Annotated in this window: 20 protein-coding genes; 17 read left to right on the top strand and 3 right to left on the bottom strand. The window is 69.1% G+C overall.

Annotated elements, in window-relative coordinates:
- Window positions 1-162 precede the first annotated feature (162 nt).
- From rpe to BO226_RS07220, 17 genes are all read left to right on the top strand, one after another.
- Window positions 163-846, top strand: a complete 684-nt coding sequence (gene rpe / locus BO226_RS07140) for a ribulose-phosphate 3-epimerase (protein ID WP_006551466.1) — start codon at window positions 163-165, stop codon at window positions 844-846.
- The gene (ribD, locus tag BO226_RS07145; RefSeq protein WP_071934889.1) at window positions 843-1,862 is read left to right on the top strand and encodes a bifunctional diaminohydroxyphosphoribosylaminopyrimidine deaminase/5-amino-6-(5-phosphoribosylamino)uracil reductase RibD; all 1,020 of its coding nucleotides are present in this window, start codon (window positions 843-845) and stop codon (window positions 1,860-1,862) included. Before rpe ends, ribD begins: the two co-directional genes overlap by 4 nt.
- Window positions 1,863-1,927: 65 nt before the next feature.
- Window positions 1,928-2,533 (top strand): riboflavin synthase, encoded by a 606-nt coding sequence (locus BO226_RS07150; RefSeq protein WP_024100797.1) that lies wholly within the window; start codon window positions 1,928-1,930, stop codon window positions 2,531-2,533.
- A gap of 74 nt (window positions 2,534-2,607) precedes the next feature.
- Window positions 2,608-3,858 carry a bifunctional 3,4-dihydroxy-2-butanone-4-phosphate synthase/GTP cyclohydrolase II gene (locus BO226_RS07155; protein WP_006551469.1) on the top strand — a complete coding sequence of 417 codons (1,251 nt, stop codon included), beginning with the start codon at window positions 2,608-2,610 and terminating at the stop codon, window positions 3,856-3,858.
- Complete coding sequence (ribH, locus tag BO226_RS07160; protein ID WP_006551470.1) at window positions 3,858-4,340, top strand: 6,7-dimethyl-8-ribityllumazine synthase; 483 nt, start codon at window positions 3,858-3,860, stop codon at window positions 4,338-4,340. Before BO226_RS07155 ends, ribH begins: the two co-directional genes overlap by 1 nt.
- On the top strand, window positions 4,337-4,891 hold the full coding sequence (locus BO226_RS07165; RefSeq protein ID WP_071934890.1) for a PH domain-containing protein: 555 nt from the start codon (window positions 4,337-4,339) through the stop codon (window positions 4,889-4,891). Before ribH ends, BO226_RS07165 begins: the two co-directional genes overlap by 4 nt.
- 9 nt (window positions 4,892-4,900) lie before the next feature.
- Entirely contained in the window at window positions 4,901-7,114 is a 2,214-nt protein-coding gene (gene uvrC, locus BO226_RS07170) for an excinuclease ABC subunit UvrC (RefSeq protein ID WP_064256301.1), read from the top strand.
- A gap of 23 nt (window positions 7,115-7,137) precedes the next feature.
- Window positions 7,138-8,052, top strand: coding sequence for an RNase adapter RapZ (gene rapZ / locus BO226_RS07175; RefSeq protein ID WP_006551473.1), 915 nt, complete (start codon window positions 7,138-7,140; stop codon window positions 8,050-8,052).
- Window positions 8,049-9,116: a gluconeogenesis factor YvcK family protein gene (locus BO226_RS07180; protein ID WP_071934891.1), complete on the top strand. Its 1,068-nt coding sequence runs from the start codon at window positions 8,049-8,051 to the stop codon at window positions 9,114-9,116. The genes rapZ and BO226_RS07180 overlap by 4 nt, the downstream gene beginning before the upstream one ends.
- Window positions 9,107-10,090 (top strand): DNA-binding protein WhiA, encoded by a 984-nt coding sequence (gene whiA, locus BO226_RS07185; RefSeq protein ID WP_006551475.1) that lies wholly within the window; start codon window positions 9,107-9,109, stop codon window positions 10,088-10,090. The genes BO226_RS07180 and whiA overlap by 10 nt, the downstream gene beginning before the upstream one ends.
- 123 nt (window positions 10,091-10,213) lie before the next feature.
- The gene (gap, locus tag BO226_RS07190; RefSeq protein WP_006551476.1) at window positions 10,214-11,230 is read left to right on the top strand and encodes a type I glyceraldehyde-3-phosphate dehydrogenase; all 1,017 of its coding nucleotides are present in this window, start codon (window positions 10,214-10,216) and stop codon (window positions 11,228-11,230) included.
- 26 nt (window positions 11,231-11,256) lie between these two features.
- The gene (locus BO226_RS07195; protein WP_006551477.1) at window positions 11,257-12,468 is read left to right on the top strand and encodes a phosphoglycerate kinase; all 1,212 of its coding nucleotides are present in this window, start codon (window positions 11,257-11,259) and stop codon (window positions 12,466-12,468) included.
- 5 nt (window positions 12,469-12,473) lie between these two features.
- On the top strand, window positions 12,474-13,259 hold the full coding sequence (gene tpiA / locus BO226_RS07200; protein ID WP_064256299.1) for a triose-phosphate isomerase: 786 nt from the start codon (window positions 12,474-12,476) through the stop codon (window positions 13,257-13,259).
- Between the two features lie 161 nt (window positions 13,260-13,420).
- Window positions 13,421-13,654, top strand: a complete 234-nt coding sequence (gene secG, locus BO226_RS07205; protein ID WP_006551479.1) for a preprotein translocase subunit SecG — start codon at window positions 13,421-13,423, stop codon at window positions 13,652-13,654.
- Window positions 13,655-13,718: 64 nt separating this feature from the next.
- Complete coding sequence (gene ppc, locus BO226_RS07210; protein WP_071934892.1) at window positions 13,719-16,481, top strand: phosphoenolpyruvate carboxylase; 2,763 nt, start codon at window positions 13,719-13,721, stop codon at window positions 16,479-16,481.
- Between the two features lie 88 nt (window positions 16,482-16,569).
- Entirely contained in the window at window positions 16,570-16,908 is a 339-nt protein-coding gene (locus BO226_RS07215; protein WP_019289286.1) for a YciI family protein, read from the top strand.
- A 3-nt stretch (window positions 16,909-16,911) separates the two neighbouring features.
- The gene (locus BO226_RS07220) at window positions 16,912-18,162 is read left to right on the top strand and encodes an RNA polymerase sigma factor (RefSeq protein WP_071934893.1); all 1,251 of its coding nucleotides are present in this window, start codon (window positions 16,912-16,914) and stop codon (window positions 18,160-18,162) included.
- A 250-nt stretch (window positions 18,163-18,412) separates the two neighbouring features.
- Here BO226_RS07220 and BO226_RS28645 read toward each other — a convergent pair whose 3' ends face one another.
- The 3 genes from BO226_RS28645 to BO226_RS26930 all read right to left on the bottom strand — a co-directional run bounded on the left by BO226_RS28645 (window position 18,413) and on the right by BO226_RS26930 (window position 19,794).
- On the bottom strand, window positions 18,413-18,535 hold the full coding sequence (locus tag BO226_RS28645; protein WP_198040614.1) for a DUF2235 domain-containing protein: 123 nt from the start codon (window positions 18,533-18,535) through the stop codon (window positions 18,413-18,415).
- Between the two features lie 79 nt (window positions 18,536-18,614).
- On the bottom strand, window positions 18,615-19,103 hold the full coding sequence (locus BO226_RS07230) for an SRPBCC domain-containing protein (protein ID WP_019289288.1): 489 nt from the start codon (window positions 19,101-19,103) through the stop codon (window positions 18,615-18,617).
- A 412-nt stretch (window positions 19,104-19,515) separates the two neighbouring features.
- Window positions 19,516-19,794 (bottom strand): hypothetical protein, encoded by a 279-nt coding sequence (locus tag BO226_RS26930; protein ID WP_156895127.1) that lies wholly within the window; start codon window positions 19,792-19,794, stop codon window positions 19,516-19,518.
- Window positions 19,795-19,820 lie beyond the last annotated feature (26 nt).

A 19,820-nucleotide genomic window follows, 5' to 3' on the forward strand; every position in this document is an offset into this window, starting at 1 on the left:
TCGAGTTCGTAGTTCGTAGGTGACTGCCAGCCTTCCGGGTATTGCGGCCACTTGATGGCACCAATGCGCTCGAGATCGGAGATTCCCGGCCGGGTTCGGCTGCGTGCGGCGGGTGCGACGCAGGTCCGACCCGGTGGAGGGCGCCGACTAGACTCGTCGGTTGTGGCCCACCCGATGATCGCTCCGTCCATCCTGTCCGCGGATTTCGCTCGTCTCGCCGACGAGGCGCAGGCCGTCGCCGGTGCCGACTGGCTCCACGTCGACGTCATGGACGCCCATTTCGTTCCGAACCTGACGCTCGGTCTCCCGGTCGTCGAGTCGCTGCTGAAGGCGACCGACATCCCGCTCGACTGTCACCTGATGATCGAGAACCCCGGTCGATGGGCTCCGCCCTACGCCGAAGCCGGTGCCCACAACGTCACCTTCCACGCGGAGGCGACCGACGACCCGGTCGCCGTGGCCCGCGACATCCGCGCGGCCGGCGGCAAGGCCGGGCTGTCCGTCAAGCCCGGCACCCCCATCGAGCCCTATCTCGGGATCCTGAAGGAATTCGACACGCTGCTCGTGATGAGTGTCGAGCCGGGCTTCGGTGGTCAGTCCTTCATCCCGGACGTCCTCGACAAGGCCCGTCAGGTGCGTCGCCTGGTCGACTCGGGTGAACTGCGTCTGCTCGTCGAGATCGACGGTGGCATCAACACCGACACCATCGAGGCCGCCGCGGAAGCCGGTGTGGACTGCTTCGTCGCCGGGTCCGCCGTCTACGGCGCCGCCGATCCCGGTGAGGCGGTCCGCAAACTGCGGGCGCAGGCCGGGGCTGCGTCCCCGCACCTGACGCTCGCGCCGTGACCGCACCCGAGATCGCCGAAGCCCTCCAGTTCGCGCTCGACGCCTCGGAGGCCGTGCGGGGCACGACCAGCCCCAACCCGCCTGTCGGAGCGGTGATCCTCGACGCGGGCGGCGCGGTGGCAGGTGTCGGGGCCACCGCACCACCCGGCGGTCCACACGCGGAGGTCCGGGCACTCGAGGCCGCGGGCGAACGCGCGCGCGGCGGAACCGCCGTCGTCACCCTCGAACCGTGCAACCACACCGGCCGCACCGGCCCGTGCGCGCAGGCCCTCATCGAGGCGGGGATCGCGACGGTGTACTACTCCGTCGCCGATCCGAATCCCGTCGCCGGGGGCGGCGCCGACACCCTCCGCGCCGCGGGCATCACGGTGCATCCCGGTCTCGGTGCCGAGACCGTCGCCCGCGGCCCGCTGCGGGCATGGCTGCACCGGCAATACACCGGCCGGCCGCACGTGACGTGGAAGTACGCCGCGTCGATGGACGGTCGCAGCGCGGCCGCCGACGGCACGAGCAAGTGGATCTCCGGTCCCGAGTCGCGTGCGCGCGTGCACGACCAGCGCAGCCGGCTCGACGCCATCATCGTCGGAACCGGCACCGTCCTCACCGACGACCCGTGGTTGACCGCCCGTCTGCCCGACGGCGAACTCGCGCCGCACCAGCCGCTGAGGGTCGTTATCGGTATGCGTGAGATCCCCACCTCCGCAAGAGTTCTCGATGACGCGGCGCCGACGCTGGTGTTGCGCACCCACGACATCGGGGAGGTGCTCGACGCGCTCGGCGACCGACCCGACGTGCTGCTCGAAGGCGGCCCCCGGCTCGCGGGCGCCTTCCTCGCAGCGGGCTGCGTCGACCGCATCCAGGCATACCTGGCGCCCGTCGTGCTCGGAGCCGGCGAGGCCGCCGTCGAGGATGCCGGGGTGGGCACGATCTCCGACGCGCTACGGTTCCGCCGGGAACGGGTCGAGACCGTCGGCTCGGACATTCTGTTGACACTCGTCCCGGACCGGGACAACTGACACTCGTCCCGGACCGGGACAACCGAATCGGACCCGGTCGCGGATCGGGAGCTAAGGAGCGGAACATGTTCACCGGCATAGTCGAGGAACTCGGTGAGATCGTCGCGAAGGAGGACCTCGCCGACTCGGCACGCTTCACCGTGCGCGGACCGCTGGTCACCTCCGACGCCGAGCACGGCGATTCGATCGCGGTCAACGGGGTGTGCCTGACGGTCGTCGACGTCCTCGACGGCGGGTCCTTCACCGCCGATGTAATGCAGGAGACGCTGAACCGGTCGTCGCTCGGACAGCTCACGCTCGGCAGCTCCGTCAACCTCGAACGCGCCGCCGCGCTGAACAGTCGCCTCGGCGGCCACCTCGTGCAGGGCCACGTCGACGCCACCGGAGCCGTCGTCTCCCGCACACCCTCGGAGAACTGGACTGTGGTGCGCATCTCGCTCCCGGCCGAAATCTCCCGCTACGTCGTCGAAAAGGGATCGATCACCGTCGACGGTGTCTCGTTGACGGTCTCGGGTCTCGGAGGGGAACGCGGACAGGAGTGGTTCGAGATCTCGCTCATTCCGACCACTCTGTCGCTGACGACGCTCGGCACCGCCGAGCCGGGCACCCTCGTCAACCTCGAGGTCGACGTGATCGCCAAGTACGTGGAGCGCCTGCAGAACGCGCGCTGACGCGTCGTACTGTGGAGATCGACAGTGGACGCGGAGCACGAGTCGTCCGGATACGAGAGTTGGAGTCCAGGGAAGTGACGAGGTTCGACACCATCGAGCGCGCGGTCGCCGACATCGCCGCCGGTAAGGCGGTCGTCGTGGTCGACGACGAAGACCGTGAAAACGAGGGCGACCTCATCTTCGCCGCGGAGAAGGCAACGCCGGAACTCGTGGCGTTCATGGTCCGCTACACGTCCGGGTACCTGTGCGTGCCCCTGGACGGCGAGGACTGCGACCGTCTCGGTCTGCCTCCCATGTACAGCGTCAACCAGGACAAGCACGGCACCGCCTACACGGTCACCGTCGACGCGAGGGAAGGCATCGGCACAGGTATCTCCGCGTCCGACCGCGCCGCCACCATGCGGCTGCTCGCCGACCCGAACTCCACCGCCCAGGACTTCACGCGTCCCGGTCACGTGGTGCCGCTGCGCGCCAAGGAGGGCGGCGTCCTGCGCCGGCCCGGGCACACCGAGGCCGCCGTCGACCTCGCGCGCATGGCCGACCTGCGACCGGCCGGCGTCATCTGCGAGATCGTCTCGCAGAAGGACGAAGGCGAGATGGCGCGCACCGACGAACTGCGGGTCTTCGCCGACGAACACGAACTCGCCCTGATCTCGATCGCGGATCTCATCGCGTGGCGCCGCAAGCACGAGAAGCATGTCGTGCGCGTCGCCGAGGCCCGCATCCCCACCCGGCACGGCGACTTCACGGCCGTCGGCTACCAGAGCATCTACGACGACGTCGAACACGTCGCGCTCGTCCGCGGCGACATCGCCGGCCCGGACGGCGACGGCTCCGACGTGCTCGTGCGTGTGCACTCCGAATGCCTGACCGGCGACGTCTTCGGGTCGCTGCGCTGCGACTGCGGTCCGCAGCTCGACGCCGCCCTCGAGATGGTGGCCGAGGAAGGCCGCGGCGTCGTGCTCTACATGCGTGGCCACGAGGGACGCGGCATCGGCCTGATGCACAAGCTGCAGGCTTACCAGCTGCAGGACTCCGGCTCCGATACCGTCGACGCCAACCTGCAACTCGGCCTGCCCGCCGACGCCCGCGACTACGGCATCGGCGCTCAGATCCTCGTCGACCTCGGTATCTCGTCGATGCGGCTGCTGACCAACAACCCGGCCAAGCGCGTCGGTCTCGACGGCTACGGCCTGCAGATCACCGAACGTGTCCCGATGCCGTTGCGCGCGAACCGCGAGAACATCTCGTACCTGCGCACGAAGCGCGATCGCATGGGCCACGACCTGATCGGTCTCGACGAGTTCGACGAGGGAGACGCCTGATGAGCGGCGAAGGCCTGCCCGACCTGCAGCTCGCCGACGCCGCAGGGCTGAGCCTTGCGATCGTCGCCGGCAGCTGGCACACCGAGATCTCCGACGCCCTCATCGCAGGCGCACAGCGTGTCGCCGAGCAGGCGGGTGTCACCGACGTCACCCTCGAGCGGGTCGCCGGAGCGATCGAGCTTCCCGTCGTCGCGCAGCAGCTCGCCCGCACCCACGACGCGGTCGTCGCGCTCGGCGTGGTGATTCGCGGCGGCACACCGCACTTCGAGTACGTGTGCGACGCCGTGACCTACGGCCTCACCCGGATCGCGCTCGACGAGGGCACCCCCGTGGGCAACGGTGTTCTCACCACCGACACCGAACAGCAGGCCCGCGACCGCGCCGGTCTGCCCGGCTCCGCGGAAGACAAGGGCGGCCAGGCCTGCGCAGCCGCGCTCGACACCGCCGTGACCCTGCGGCGGCTGCGGAAGGCGGCGCGTTGACCCGCGACGAGACCGGCTGGGATCTCGAGGTACGCCCGGAGAAGATGCGGCGCTGGGTCGTCGTGGCGGCGGTCGTCGTCATGGCCATCCACATCTTCGCGGCGCTCGTGCTCCGCGGGGGCGGCGACACCGGCGTGAACCTGCGGGTCGTCGACCAGATCGCGATCCTCGCCATCGGTGTCGTGCTCACCGGAGGCGTCCTGCTGTTCACCCGCCCACGGCTGCGGGCGGGTGCCGACGGCGTCTCCGTCCGCAACGTGGTCGCCGAACGACACATCCCGTGGACCGACGTGCGCGGGCTGTTCTTCGACCAGGGCGCCCCCTGGGCCCGCCTCGAACTGCCGTTCGACGAGTACGTGCCCGTCGTCGCCATCCAGGCGCGCGACGGGGAACGCGCCGTGGACGCGCTCGAGCGTTTCCGCGAACTGGAGTCCCGCTACACCGGCGGAGCCGTCAGCGACAACGACGACGGCGGAGCCGTCAGCGACAACAACGACGGCGGAGCCGTCAGGCGCAACGACGACGGCGGAGCCGTCAGGGGCGACGACTAGCCTGGACCTGTGCCCGACCCCTCGACATATCGCCCAGCCCCCGGTTCCATTCCCACGGAGCCGGGGGTCTACAAGTTCCGCGACCCGCACGGCCGGGTCGTCTACGTCGGCAAGGCGAAGAATCTCCGGTCCCGCCTGAACTCGTACTTCGCCGACATCGCCTCGCTGCATCCGCGCACCCGTCAGATGGTGACCACGGCGGGCCGGGTCGAGTGGACGGTGGTGCGCACCGAGGTCGAGGCACTCCAACTCGAGTACAACTGGATCAAGGAGTTCGATCCGCGGTTCAACGTCCGCTACCGCGACGACAAGACGTACCCGATGCTCGCGGTCACGTTGAACGAGGAATACCCCCGTCTGTTCGTCTACCGGGGGCCGCGCCGCAAGGGCGTGCGCTATTTCGGTCCCTACTCGCATGCCTGGGCGATCCGCGAGACCCTCGACCTGTTGCTGCGGGTGTTCCCGTCGCGCACGTGCTCGGCCGGGGTCTTCAAGCGGCACGCGCAGATCGGCCGCCCGTGCCTGCTCGGCTACATCGACAAATGCTCCGCGCCGTGTGTCGGACGCGTCTCCGCCGACGAACACCGCCGCATCGTCGAGGACTTCTGCGACTTCCTCGCCGGTCGCACCGACAAACTCGTCCGCGATGTCGAGAAGCGGATGCAGGCCGCCGCGGAGGAACTCGACTTCGAGACCGCAGCCCGCCTGCGCGACGATCTCGGGGCACTGCGCAAGGCACTCGAGAAGCAGGCCGTCGTGCTCGGCGACGGTACCGACGCCGACCTCGTGGCGTTCGCCGGCGACGACCTCGAGGTGGCCGTCCAGGTCTTTCACGTGCGCGGCGGTCGGGTGCGGGGTCAACGCGGCTGGGTCGTCGAGAAGTCCGGCGACGTGCTCGACCGTCCCGAGGACCGCGACATCGAAGGCGTCGAGGCCGCCGAGGGGACCGACGACGCCGAAGAACTCTCGCTGCTCGTCGAACAGTTCCTCACCCAGTTCTACGGCGAGGAGGCCGCGCTCGGCACCGACGACGCGGACGCCACCAGTGCCGTGCCGCGCGAGGTGCTCGTCCCCGCCCTGCCGCCCGACCCGGATGAGATGAGCCGCTGGCTCGGGCGTCTGCGCGGCGGTCCCGTGCGTCTGCGCATCCCGCAGCGCGGCGACAAGAAGGCACTGGCCGACACGGTCGAACGCAACGCCAAGGAAGCACTTGCCCAGCACAAGCTGCGGCGCGCGGGCGACTTCAATGCCCGATCGGCGGCGTTGCAGGGTATCCAGGACGCCCTCGACCTCGACTCGGCGCCGCTGCGTATCGAGTGTGTCGACATCAGCCACGTGCAGGGCACCGACGTCGTCGCATCGCTGGTCGTCTTCGAGGACGGACTGCCCCGCAAGTCCGACTACCGGCACTACGCCATCAAGCACGCCGCGGGCGACGGGCACTCCGACGACGTCGCCTCGATCGCCGAGGTCACCCGCCGGCGTTTCCTCCGCCACAACCGCGACCTCGCCCGACAGGCCGATTCGGACGGATCCGTTCCGGAGGGTGGCGACGGCGGGGACCTCGCGCCCGAAGCAGCACTGGACCCGGCGACGGGCCGTCCGCGCAGGTTCGCCTACCCGCCGAACCTGTTCGTCGTCGACGGTGGTGCGCCGCAGGTCGCGGCCGCGGCCGAGGTTCTCGACGAACTCGGTATCACGGATGTCGCGGTCGTCGGGCTCGCGAAGCGTCTCGAGGAGGTGTGGGTGCCGGGGGAGGAGGACCCGGTGATCCTTCCGCGCACCAGCGAGTCGCTGTACCTGCTGCAGCGTATCCGCGACGAGGCACACCGTTTCGCGATCACCTACCACCGCAGCAAGCGGTCCAAGCGCATGACCGCCTCCGCTCTCGACGGGGTTCGTGGTCTCGGCGACACCCGACGCAAGGCGCTCGTCACCCACTTCGGGTCGGTCGCGCGGCTACGCGAGGCGAGCGTCGAGGAGATCACCGCGGTGCCCGGGATCGGGCAGGCCACGGCGAAAGCCGTCCTCGAGGCGCTGCGGGGCGACGTACCGGCTCCGGCCGAGTCGCCGCAGGACACCGACGCCCCGACCGTCGCGGATGCGAGCGATCCGGCTGCGGCACCTGCGGGTGACCCGACGGCCGCGGATGCGGGCGACACGCCCGTAGGCGATGATGGCTCCGTCGGCGTGTCGGGAGTACGAGCGGAGTCGGAACAGTGACCGAAGTGGGTCGGATCCCGGGGATGGCGGACGGTTCGGAACAGGGTGTCGACGGTGAACGGCCGGCGCAGGCCGAGGTCATCGTCGTCACCGGACTGTCCGGAGCCGGACTGAGTACTGCGGCGACCGCCCTCGAGGATCTCGGGTGGTACGTCGCGGAGAACCTCCCGCCCCAGTTGGTGCTGTCGATGATCGATCTCGCGGTGCAGGCCGAACCTCCGCTGCAACGTCTCGCCGTGGTGATGGACGTGCGCAGCCGGTTGTTCACCGGCGACCTCGAACGCGTCGTCACCGATCTGGCGGCCCGCCCGGTCAACACCCGGGTGCTGTTCCTCGAAGCGGCCGACTCGGTGCTCGTCCGGCGGTTCGAGCAGGTACGCCGCAGTCATCCGCTGCAGTCCGACACGGCCGATCGCACGCTCACCGACGGCATCGCCGTCGAACGCGAGCAGCTCGCTCCCGTGAAGGCCGCGGCCGACCTCGTCATCGACACGTCCGCGCTGTCCGGGCCCGATCTGCGTCGCAAGATCGAGGCGGCCTTCGGCGACGCCACATCCGACACCATCCGGGTGACCGTGGAGTCGTTCGGCTTCAAGTACGGCCTGCCCATGGACTCCGACGTCGTGTGCGACGTGCGGTTCCTGCCGAACCCCCACTGGATCGCCGAATTGCGGCCGCACACCGGGCAGGACGCGGCGGTGCGCGACTATGTACTCTCCCGCGACGGTGCCGAGGACTATCTCGCCACCTATCACCGGCTGCTCGATCTGACGACCGCCGGTTACCGTCGGGAGGGGAAGCGCTACATGACGATTGCAGTGGGCTGCACCGGAGGGAAACACCGGAGCGTGGCGATGGCCGAGGCCCTCGCTGCACGCCTCGAGCAGGCACCGGATCTGACGGTGAACGTGGTGCACCGGGATCTGGGGCGCGAGTGACCGCCGCCGAGACTCCCGACTCCGACAGCACGCCGTACTCCGAGAGCGCTCCGAGCTCCGGGGCGGTGCCCGGCCCCGCGATCACTGCTCTCGGTGGCGGACACGGCCTGTACGCGACGCTCAGTGCCGTCCGGCGCCTCACCGACCGGGTCACCGCCGTGGTGACCGTCGCCGATGACGGAGGGTCCTCGGGACGGCTGCGCGCCGAACTCGGCGTCGTCCCACCCGGCGACCTGCGCATGGCGCTCGCAGCGCTCGCCGGTCGCGACGACGAGGTCCGGGTGTGGACCGAGACCGTCCAACACCGCTTCGGGGGCACGGGCGCCCTCGCCGGGCACTCGGTCGGCAACTTGATCCTCGCCGGGCTCGCCGAGGTCGCGGGCGACACCGTCACCGCCCTCGACATGCTCGCCCGCGTCCTCGACGTGCGCGGCCGTGTGCTGCCCATGTCGCCGATCCCGCTCGACATCGAGGCCGACGTGTCGGGACTCGAATCCGACCCGCGGGTGAGCCGCTGCATCCGGGGGCAGGTCGCGGTGGCGACCACCCCGGGCAAGGTGCGCCGGGTCCGGCTGATTCCCGCCGATCCGCCGGCCTGCCCGCCTTCGCTCGACGCGGTGTGCGAGGCCGATCTCGTGGTGCTCGGCCCGGGATCCTGGTTCTCGAGCGTCATCCCGCACGTGCTCGTCCCGGACCTGCACGAGGCGCTGGTCCACACGACGGCGCTCAAGGTCCTCGTGCTCAACCTCGCGGCGGAACCGGGGGAGACCGCAGGCTTCTCCGCGGAACGCCACCTGCACGTTCTCGCCCAGCACGCCCCCGATTTCCGTGTCGACCACGTCGTCGTGGATGCTGCCTCGGTACCGGAAGGACGCGAGCGCGAGCACCTGAGCCGGTCCGCGGCCCGATTCGGAGCGGACGTCTCGTTCGTCGACGTCGCCGAGACCGGTACGCATCGACACGACCCCGCCAAGTTGGCGGGGGCACTGGAAACATGTCTGTCCTCGCGCGGTGGAGTCCGTGCCACGCGCGGGGGTGGGAGGGAGAGCGTCTCGTGGCAATGACAGCGGAGGTCAAGGACGAGCTGAGCAGGTTGTCGGTCACCAGGATCAGCAACCGCAAGGCCGAGGTGTCCGCCCTCCTGCGCTTCGCCGGGGGATTGCACATCGTCGCCGGGCGAGTGGTCGTCGAGGCCGAGGTCGACCTCGGATCGATCGCACGTCGCCTCCGCCGCGAGATCTTCGAGCTCTACAGCTATCCCGCGGAGATTCAGGTGCTCGGTGCGGGTGGTCTGCGCAAGAGCTCCCGGTACATCGTCCGTGTCGGGAAGGACGGTGAGGCGCTGGCCCGCCGCACCGGTCTGCTCGACGGTCGCGGACGACCGGTGCGCGGACTGCCGGCACAGGTGGTCGGCGGCAGCGTCTCCGACTCCGCCGCGGCGTGGCGCGGGGCGTTTCTCGCCCACGGCTCGCTCACCGAACCGGGCCGTTCCTCGGCGCTCGAGGTGAGCTGCCCCGGCCCGGAGGCCGCCCTCGCGCTCGTCGGCGCCGCCCGCCGGCTCGGCGTCACTGCCAAGGCGCGTGAGGTGCGCGGCGCCGACCGGGTGGTGATCCGCGACGGCGAGGCCATCGGCGCGCTGCTCACCCACATGGGCGCGCAGGACACCCGGCTGGTCTGGGAGGAGCGCCGCATGCGCCGGGAGGTGCGGGCGACCGCGAACCGCCTCGCCAACTTCGACGACGCCAATCTGCGCCGGTCCGCACGCGCCGCCGTGGCGGCCGCCGCGCGGGTCGAGCGGGCGCTGGCGATCCTCGGCGCCGACGTGCCCGACCACCTCGCTGCCGCCGGCGCGCTGCGCGTGCAGCACCGTCAGGCGTCCCTCGAGGAGCTCGGCCAGCTCGCCGATCCGCCGATGACCAAGGACGCCGTCGCGGGACGGATCCGCCGCCTGCTGTCGATGGCGGATCGTCGCGCGAAGGAACTCGGGATCCCCGATACGGAGTCGGCCGTCACCGCTGAGTTGCTGGACGAGGCATAGCGGGGCAGGCTTGCAAGGGAGTTCGCGCCACGGCCGGGCGGCTCCCCACAGTACGACCGAACCCCACTAGGGTGAAGGTCACACAAGTACGACCATCGGAATACTGGGCAAAGGAGCTTCATTGTGACTGTCCGCGTAGGCGTGAACGGATTCGGACGCATCGGGCGCAACTTCTTCCGGGCGGTCGAGGCACAGAAGGCACTCGGCACCACCGACATCGAGATCGTTGCCGTCAACGACCTCACCGACAACGACACCCTCGCGACGCTCCTGAAGTACGACTCGATCCTGGGGCGCCTCGACAAGGACGTGCATGTCGAGGGCGACGACATCGTCGTCGGCGATCGGAAGATCAAGGCCCTCTCGATCAAGGAGGGCCCCTCCGCTCTTCCGTGGGGCGACCTCGGTGTCGACGTCGTCGTCGAGTCCACCGGCATCTTCACCAACGCCGCCAAGGCGAAGGGGCACATCGACGCCGGCGCCAAGAAGGTCATCATCTCGGCGCCTGCCACCGACGAGGACATCACCATCGTCATGGGCGTCAACCACGACAAGTACGACGGCACGCAGAACATCATCTCCAACGCCTCGTGCACCACGAACTGCCTCGGCCCCCTCGCCAAGGTGCTGAACGACGAGTTCGGCATCGAGAAGGGCCTGATGACCACGATCCACGCGTACACCCAGGACCAGAACCTGCAGGATGGACCGCACAAGGATCTGCGTCGCGCCCGCGCTGCCGCCCTGAACATCGTCCCCACCGGCACAGGCGCCGCCAAGGCCATCGGCCTCGTGCTCCCCGAGCTGCTCGGCAAGCTCGACGGCTACGCGCTGCGCGTCCCGGTCCCGACCGGCTCGGTCACCGACCTCACCGCGACCCTCACCAAGAAGGCCACCGCCGATGAGGTCAACGCCGCACTGAAGGCTGCCGCGGAGGGTCCGCTGAAGGGCATCCTGAAGTACAACACCGATCCGATCGTGTCCTCGGACATCGTCACCGACCCGCACTCGTCGATCTTCGACGCGCCTCTGACCAAGGTCATCGACGAGCAGGTCAAGGTCGTCTCGTGGTACGACAACGAGTGGGGCTACTCGAATCGTCTTGCCGACCTCGTCGGTCTCGTCGGCAAGTCTCTTTGAAACTCGTAGAACAGGACATTTGAACAGTGGCAGTTCAGACCCTCGAGGATCTGCTCGACGCAGGTGTGGAGGGTCGGGGCGTACTCGTGCGCTCCGACCTCAACGTCCCGCTCGACGGCGACACGATCACCGACGCCGGCCGCATCCTCGCGTCCGCGCCCACCATCCGCACGCTCGCGGAGGCCGGGGCCAAGGTCGTCGTGACCGCGCACCTCGGCCGCCCCAAGGGCGAGCCGGATCCGAAGTACTCGCTCGCGCCCGTCGCAGCGAAACTCGGTGAGGTGCTCGACCGCAACGTCCAGCTCGCCTCCGACGTCGTCGGCCAGGATGCGCTGGCGCGTTCCGAAGGGCTGACCGACGGCGACATCCTCCTGCTCGAGAACGTCCGCTTCGACGCTCGCGAGACCAGCAAGGACGATGCCGAGCGGCTCGCCTTCGCCCGTGAGCTCGTCGAGCTCGTCGGCGACGACGGCGCATTCGTCTCCGACGGCTTCGGTGTCGTGCACCGCAAGCAGGCGTCGGTCTACGACGTCGCGACGCTGCTCCCGCACTACGCGGGTGGTCTCGTCGCGGCCGAGGTCGACGTGCTCGCCAAGCTCACCACCGACACCGAGCGTCCGTACGCCGTGGTGCTCGGCGGCTCGAAGGTCTCCGACAAGCTCGGGGTCATCGAGGCGCTCGCGCCCAAGGTCGACACGCTCGTAATCGGTGGCGGCATGTGCTTCACCTTCCTTGCGGCACAGGGCTACTCGGTCGGCACGTCGCTGCTCGAGGAGTCGATGATCGACACCTGCAAGCAACTGCTCGAACGCTTCGGCGACGTCATCCACATCCCTCAGGACGTGGTGGTGGCCGACAAGTTCGCGGCCGACGCACAGTCGCAGACCGTCGCGGCCGACTCCATCCCCGACGGATGGATGGGCCTCGACATCGGACCGGAGTCCGTGCGGCGCTTCGCCTCGCTCCTCGGCTCGGCGAAGACGGTGTTCTGGAACGGCCCGATGGGCGTGTTCGAGTTCGAGAACTTCGCGGCGGGCACGAAGGGTGTAGCGGAAGCGATCATCGAGGCCACCGGCAAGGGCGCGTTCAGCGTCGTCGGTGGCGGCGACTCCGCTGCGGCCGTGCGGTCGCTCGGACTCGGTGAGGACCGCTTCTCCCACATCTCCACCGGTGGTGGCGCCTCCCTCGAGTACCTCGAGGGCAAGGAACTGCCCGGCATCGCAGTTCTGGAGGGCTGACGGTCATGGCACGGACACCGCTCATCGCGGGCAACTGGAAGATGAACCTCAACCACCTCGAGGCCATCGCCCTGGTGCAGAAGATCGCGTTCACCCTTCCCGAGAAGTACCTCGAGAAGGTCGACGTGACGGTCATCCCGCCGTTCACCGGCATCCGCTCGGTGCAGACCCTCGTCGAGGGCGACAAGCTCGGCATCACCTACGGAGCCCAGGACATCTCGGTCCACGACTCCGGCGCCTACACCGGCGAGATCTCCGGCGCGATGCTCGCGAAGCTCGGCTGCACCTACGTGATCGTCGGGCACTCCGAGCGTCGCACCCTGCACGGTGAGACCGACGAGATCGTCCGCGACAAGACCAAGGCCGCGCTGCGGCACGGTCTCACTCCGATCGTGTGCATCGGCGAAGGACTCGACGTCCGCGAAGCCGGCAACCACGTCGAGTACAACGTCGAGCAGTTGAAGAACTCGCTCGCCGGCCTGTCCGCCGACGAGATCGCAAAGATCGTCGTCGCGTACGAGCCGGTCTGGGCCATCGGCACGGGCAAGGTCGCTTCGGCGGCCGACGCGCAGGAGGTGTGCGCCGCGGTGCGAAGTACCCTCGCCGAACTGGCCTCGCCCGAGGTCGCGGCGTCGGTCCGAGTCCTGTACGGCGGGTCGGTCAACGCCAAGAACGTCGGTGAGCTCATCGCTCAGAGCGACGTCGACGGCGGCCTCGTGGGAGGCGCTTCCCTCAAGGCCGACGAATTCGCTCAGCTGTCGGCGATCGCCGCAGGCGGTCCGCTCCTCTAGAGCGACCGGCATCGGGCGGGGTGCAGGATCTCGACGAGATGCTGCACCCCGCCCGCATTTCGCCCACCCGGCGTCCCCGGCACACCCGCAGCGTCCCCACAGGACGAGCGGGTAAGCTGACGCCGACGTCGCCCACCATCCGAAGGACATCGAACACCGACATGGAACTGTTCCTGGACATCCTCCTGATCGTCACGAGCCTGTTGCTCATCCTGCTGGTGCTGCTGCACCGCGGTAAGGGCGGTGGTCTGTCCAGCCTGTTCGGTGGCGGAGTCCAGTCCAATCTCTCGGGCTCGACGGTGGCGGAGAAGAACCTCGACCGTCTCACCGTCTTCACCGGCATCATCTGGGTGATCTCGATCCTCGGCATCGGACTGCAGATCAAGTTCAGCTGATCCCCGCACGTGCACGGACGCTGCCGCGGTCGCGCCCCGGCCGCCGGGCACAGATACTGGCCGTATGACGGACACTGTGCCTGCCTCTGCTACCGAACCCCTCCGCGAGGACATCCGCCTGCTCGGCGGCATCCTCGGCAACGTCATCCGTGAGCAGGCAGGACCCGAGACCTTCGACCTGGTCGAATCGGCCCGGGTGGAGAGTTTCCGGATCCGGCGCTCCGAGATCGACCGCACCGAACTCGCCGAACGCTTCGCCGGCGTCGCCACCGACGACCTGATTCCTGTCGCCCGGGCGTTCAGCCATTTCGGTCTGCTCGCCAATCTCGCCGAGGATCTGCACCGCGAACGACGTCGAGCCCTGCACGTGCGCGCAGGCGACCCACCGCAGGACAGCAGCCTCGCCGCCACCTACGCCAAGCTCGACGCCGCCGGTCCGGGCCTCGATGCCGACACCGTGACCGACGCGCTCGCGTCGGCTCTCGTCGCCCCCGTCATCACCGCTCATCCCACCGAGACCCGCCGACGCACCGTCTTCGACGTCCAGACCGCCGTCACCGAACTCATGCGGCGCCGGGAGAGGACCGACGAACCCGCCGCGCTCGAGGAAATCGACCGCGCCCTGTACCGGCACATCCTGACCCTCTGGGACACCGCGCTCATCCGGCTCGCGCGCCTGAGGATCATCGACGAGGTCGACAACGGTCTGCGCTACTACGACCTCGCACTGTTCGACGTCGTTCCCGCCCTCAACGCCGAAGTGCGACGCGAACTCCGGCGACGCTGGCCCGACGCGGCGGTGCTCACCGAACCGCTGGTCCGGCCGGGAACCTGGATCGGCGGCGACCGCGACGGCAACCCCAACGTCGACGGCGAGGTCGTCACCACGGCCGCGAATCGCGCCTGTGAGACCGCGCTGCGACATCACCTCACCGAACTCGCCGCGCTCGAACGCGAACTGTCGATGTCCGAACGCACCGCGACCATCAGCAGCGCCCTGAAAAAGCTCGCCGACGACTCGGGCGACGACAATCCCGCCCACAGCGACGAGCCGTACCGACGCGCCGTACACGGTATCCGCGCTCGCCTCACCGCCACCGCGGACAGGCTGCTGCCCGGCGTGGGTCTGCCCCACACGGTGCGTATCCCGTGCGAGCCCTATGCCACCCCGGCCCGCCTGCACACCGACCTGAACATCGTCGACGCCTCGCTGCGCGCCGGCGGAGCGACCGTGATCGCCGACGATCGACTCGCGCACCTGCGCAGCGCAGTCGAGGTCTTCGGCTTCCACCTCGCGCCACTCGACCTGCGTCAGAATTCCGAGGTCCACGAGAACGTCGTCGCCGAACTGCTCTCCTGGGCGGGAGTGACCGACCGCTACCGCGACCTGCCGGAGGACGACAAGGTCGCGCTGCTCACCGCGGAGTTGCGGATCCGCCGCCCGCTCACCACCCCCGACGCCCACCTGTCGGACGAGACAGCCAAGGAACTGGGCATCCTGCGTGCTGCCGCCGACGTGGTCCGTCGCATCGGACCGGCCGCCATCGAGCACTACATCATCAGCATGTGCACCTCGGTGTCCGACCTGCTCGAGGTCGAGGTCCTGCTCAAGGAGGTCGGGCTGCTCGACCTCGACCGCGGCTATCCGCGCAGCACGGTGCAGGTCATCCCGCTGTTCGAGACGATCGACGACCTGCGCGGCGGTGCCGCCACGCTGACCGCCGCCCTCGCCGTGCCCGAGTTCCGCAGCCTCGTCGACGGACACGACGGACTGCAGGAGATCATGCTCGGCTACTCCGATTCCAACAAGGATGGCGGTTATCTCACCGCCAACTGGGCGCTCTACCGCGCGGAACTCGATCTCGTCGAGGCGGCGCGCACCGCCGGGATCCGGCTGCGCCTGTTCCACGGTCGCGGCGGCACCGTCGGTCGCGGTGGCGGACCGAGTTACGACGCCATCCTGGCCCAGCCTCCCGGCGCGGTCCAGGGCTCGTTGCGTCTGACCGAGCAGGGCGAGGTCATCGCCGCGAAGTACCGCGAACCGGTGCTCGCCCGCCGCAACCTCGAGGCGCTCGTCTCGGCGACCCTCGAGTCGAGCTTGCTCGATGTCGAAGGCCTCGGGAAGGACGCGCCGGAGGCCTACCGCATCCTCGACGAACTTGCCGACCTCGCTCGCGCCGCGTACAGCCGGCTCGTGCACGAGACACCGGGATTCGTCGAGTACTTCACCACCGCGACGCCGGTCTCGGAGATCGGTGCCCTCAACATCGGCAGCCGTCCTGCCTCCCGCAAGCAGACGAAGGCGATCAGCGACCTGCGGGCCATCCCGTGGGTGCTCTCGTGGACCCAGAGCCGCGTGATGCTCCCCGGCTGGTACGGCACGGGAACGGCCGTGCAGGACTGGGTGGCCGGTGATCCGGACCGGTTGGCGACCCTGCAGGATCTCTACCGTCGCTGGCCGTTCTTCCGTTCGGTGCTGTCGAACATGGCGCAGGTGCTCGCCAAGTCCGATCTCGGCCTGGCCGCCCGGTACTCCGAACTCGTCGAGGACACCGAACTGCGCGAGCGGGTGTTCGGCAGCATCGTCGACGAGCACGCCCGTACAGTCGACGCCTACCGGCAGATCACGGGCTACGACTCGCTCGTCGCGGATAATCCGGCGCTCGAGCGGTCGCTGCACAACCGGTTCCCGTATCTCGAACCGCTCAACCACCTGCAGGTCGAGTTGCTGCGCCGGTTCCGTGCCGGTGAGGACACCGACCGTGTCCGGCGCGGTATCCAGATCACGATGAACGGTCTCGCCACGGCGTTGCGCAACAGCGGTTAGAAAAAATTTCTCGTCGGGCGTCGATCCGGCAGGTGTCCGTTCGTCGTGATGGTGTAGGACGAACACCACACAGACGGGAGCGACCGCCATGAAGTACATGCTGTTGATCTACGCATCCACGACCGACGAGGCCACCTGCACCGTCGAGGACTGGCAGGACTACGAGAAGGCGATGCGCGACGCGGGTGTCCTCGTGTCCGGGCACGCCCTGCAGGATCTCGTCACCGCGACGACCGTGCAGGTCGACGCGGACGGACGACGCACGGTGACCGACGGACCGTTCGGCGAGAGCCGCGAGGTGCTCGGCGGATACGACGTCATCGACGTCGGCAGCCTCGACGAGGCACTCGACTGGGCGGCACGCTGTCCCGGATCGCGGGACGGCGGCACGGTCGTCGTGCGGCCGATCGCCGACTTCGGGGACTGAGCGATGGGGGAGCCGGCCTCGGCCGTCGAGTCGGTGTTCCGCGAGGAACACGGCCGGCTCCTCGCCGCGCTCGTCCATCGCTTCGGCGACCTCGACCTCGCCGAGGAGGTCGCATCGGAGGCACTCGAGGCGGCGCTCGTGCACTGGCCGGTCGACGGTGTGCCCGAGCGTCCGGGCGCTTGGCTGCTCACCACGGCCAGGCGCCGAGCGCTGGATCGGGTGCGCCGCGACCGCGTGTATGCGACGCGACTGGCGGAACTCGCCGTCGACACCGAACGTCGCGCGTCGTACGAACCGCCCGATGCCGGAGAACTGACGGACGACCGCCTCGAACTGTTCTTCACGTGCGCCCACCCCGCCCTCGCGGCGGACGACCGCGTCGCGCTGATCCTGCGCTGCCTCGGTGGTCTCACGACGAACGAGGTCGCGCGGGCCTTCCTCGTCCCGTCACCGACGATGGCCCAGCGGATCGTGCGGGCCAAGAAGAAGATCCGCGGTGCCCGCATCCCGTTCCGGGTACCCGGAACGGACGAGCTGCCGGAGCGCCTGCCGGTGGTGCTCGCGGCGCTGTACTCGATCTTCACCGAGGGCTATGCCGCGAGCAGCGGTGAACATCTGCAACGCCTTGCCCTCGCAGAGGAGGCGGTCCGCCTCACCCGCATCCTGCACCGTCTGATGCCGACGGAACGGGAGGTGAGCGGGTTGCTCGCGCTGATGCTGCTCGTCCATGCCCGCCGGGACGCACGCACCGACCCGACCGGCGCCGTCATGCTGCTCGACGTGCAGGACCGCACCCGATGGGACCGCGCGATGATCGAGGAGGGCAGCGCATTGGTGGTCGCCGCACTCACCGGACGACCACCCGGCCCGTACGGGGTGCAGGCCGCGATAGCCGCGTTGCACGACGAGGCGAGCGACGTCGACAGCACCGACTGGCCGCAGATCGTCGCCCTCTACGACGTACTGACCGCCCTGAGCCCGTCACCGATCGTCGCACTGAACCGCGCCGTGGCGGTCGCGATGCGCGACGGGCCCGCGGCCGGACTCGAACTCCTCGACGGACTCGCCGACGAGCCGAGTATCCGCGACTACGGACCGTACGTGGTGGCACGAGCCGAGTTGCTGGCTCGGGTCGGCCGGAAAGGTGAAGCGGCCGAAGCGTATCGGCGGGCGCTCGAGCTCGCCGGTACCGAACCCGAGCGGCGCCACCTCAGGGCGAGGTCGGCGGAGCTGTCGCGTCCACGGGAGTTGTGACCGACCCCGGTGCGCCGAGACCTCCGATGGGGGCGGAGCGGCGCGGTCCGGCGGTTCGTATGGCCGGATACCTCGAGGTCGTAGCGCTTCGGCGTGTACCACTCCGGATCGACCCAGTGCGGATTCCGTAGCCGGGTCGCCAGACCGTCCTCCCGGAGCTCGACGCTCTCGTGGATCTTCAGTCCTTCGGGCGATCGTGCCCCGCCGAGGATCTCACGAGTTCCTCGCCCGATGAGCCACCAGATGCGGCTCATCCGGGTCGGCGTCGCCGTCGCGCTCGTCTGTTCCGGCAGTCCTCGAATCCACCGCTGACGTCGGAGTGGACACCCGCGAACCAGACCTCCTCGATCCGGTCGTTGGCGACCTCGTCCACCTTGTACGGCCTGCGGTACTCGTCGATGGAGATTTCCGGTGGTGCTCGTCGGGCGGATCACTGCAGCGAAAGGCGCCGGTCAGCGGTATTCGTCGACCAGGTCGAGGTAGTCGTCCCACAACGGCGGGCGGGTGCCGGCCAGTGCTGCGTCGAGGCGGTCGAGGTAGTACTGCCACCCCGGCCCGATCTCTCCGGCCTCCGAGCGCGGGACGTGCCGGTGTGTGAACTCGAGGGTGGTGACCTTCCCGACCTGACGCAGCACCACCTCGAGCTGCCACCCGTCCACGTCGACGGCGAATCCCTCGGGGGGAGAACACCGGAGGATGTCGACGTAGGTGGTGGCCGAATCGTGGTCGTCCGTCATGGTCAGGAGCACACGGCCCGTAGCGGGGTCGCCGATGTACGTGCCGTACCAACGGCCCAGCTTCTCCGAATCGGTGAGTGCCGCCCAGACCTCACCGATCGGGAGCAGGAAGTTGCGGTGGTAGATCAACCGCACCAGCGACGAGTCGCTCGGGCAATCGCGCTCCGGGCTCACTTCGCCTGTGATCGTCCTCGGCGTGCTCATCACGGCTCCTCTCGATGGGCGCTCGCCTTATCGAAATTGTCCTGCATCCGGCTGCCGGTGCGGTCCGTTTCACCGCGATGAGTCCTCCCGCTGTGTAGTGCGCTGCTCGAATCCGTTCACAGGATCGTCCCGATCCGGCACGGCGGGGTGAACCGTCGGTACAGGGACGAGATCCTCGAACTCGGATCGCGGCAGTCGTGGAGGTCGTTGTCCGGCACTTCGGTCCTCACGGATACCGGTTCACCGACGACGGGAGCCTCCGCGATCCTCACCAGCCCAGTGGCGAAAGCCGCCACCGGCACCGCCACGCTGGTCACGAGCATGCACCACAACGTGACAGTGTGCAGACGGCGGCGGGAACGAGCCTCGGTGCCGCCGAGATGTGTCTCCGCTGTGGCGCGGAGGGGACGACCTATCCGTGGCGGATCAGCCCCTCCCAGGGCCACTGCCGCTGCGGGTCGGTCGGCACGCGACGTTCGAGCGGTGCGCACGCGAGCGTCCGGCCGTCCGCGTCGGTGATGTGCAATCGCGAAGGCGTCGCATTGCGCAGTCCGGCAGGTGCCGTGTCCGAGGCCGGCGCAAGAACGCCGGCGCGACGTTCGTCGCCGGGACGATCAGCAGGAGCATCGTCCCGGTCTCGGAGTGCCTCCAGGACGGACGCGAACCGGTTGCTCTCCCTCTTCTGCAACATGATTCCCACCCCGTCGCACCGATCGG

Source organism: Rhodococcus sp. 2G, from assembly GCF_001886355.1.
In the GTDB taxonomy this organism is placed as follows: Bacteria; Actinomycetota; Actinomycetes; order Mycobacteriales; family Mycobacteriaceae; genus Rhodococcus; species Rhodococcus pyridinivorans.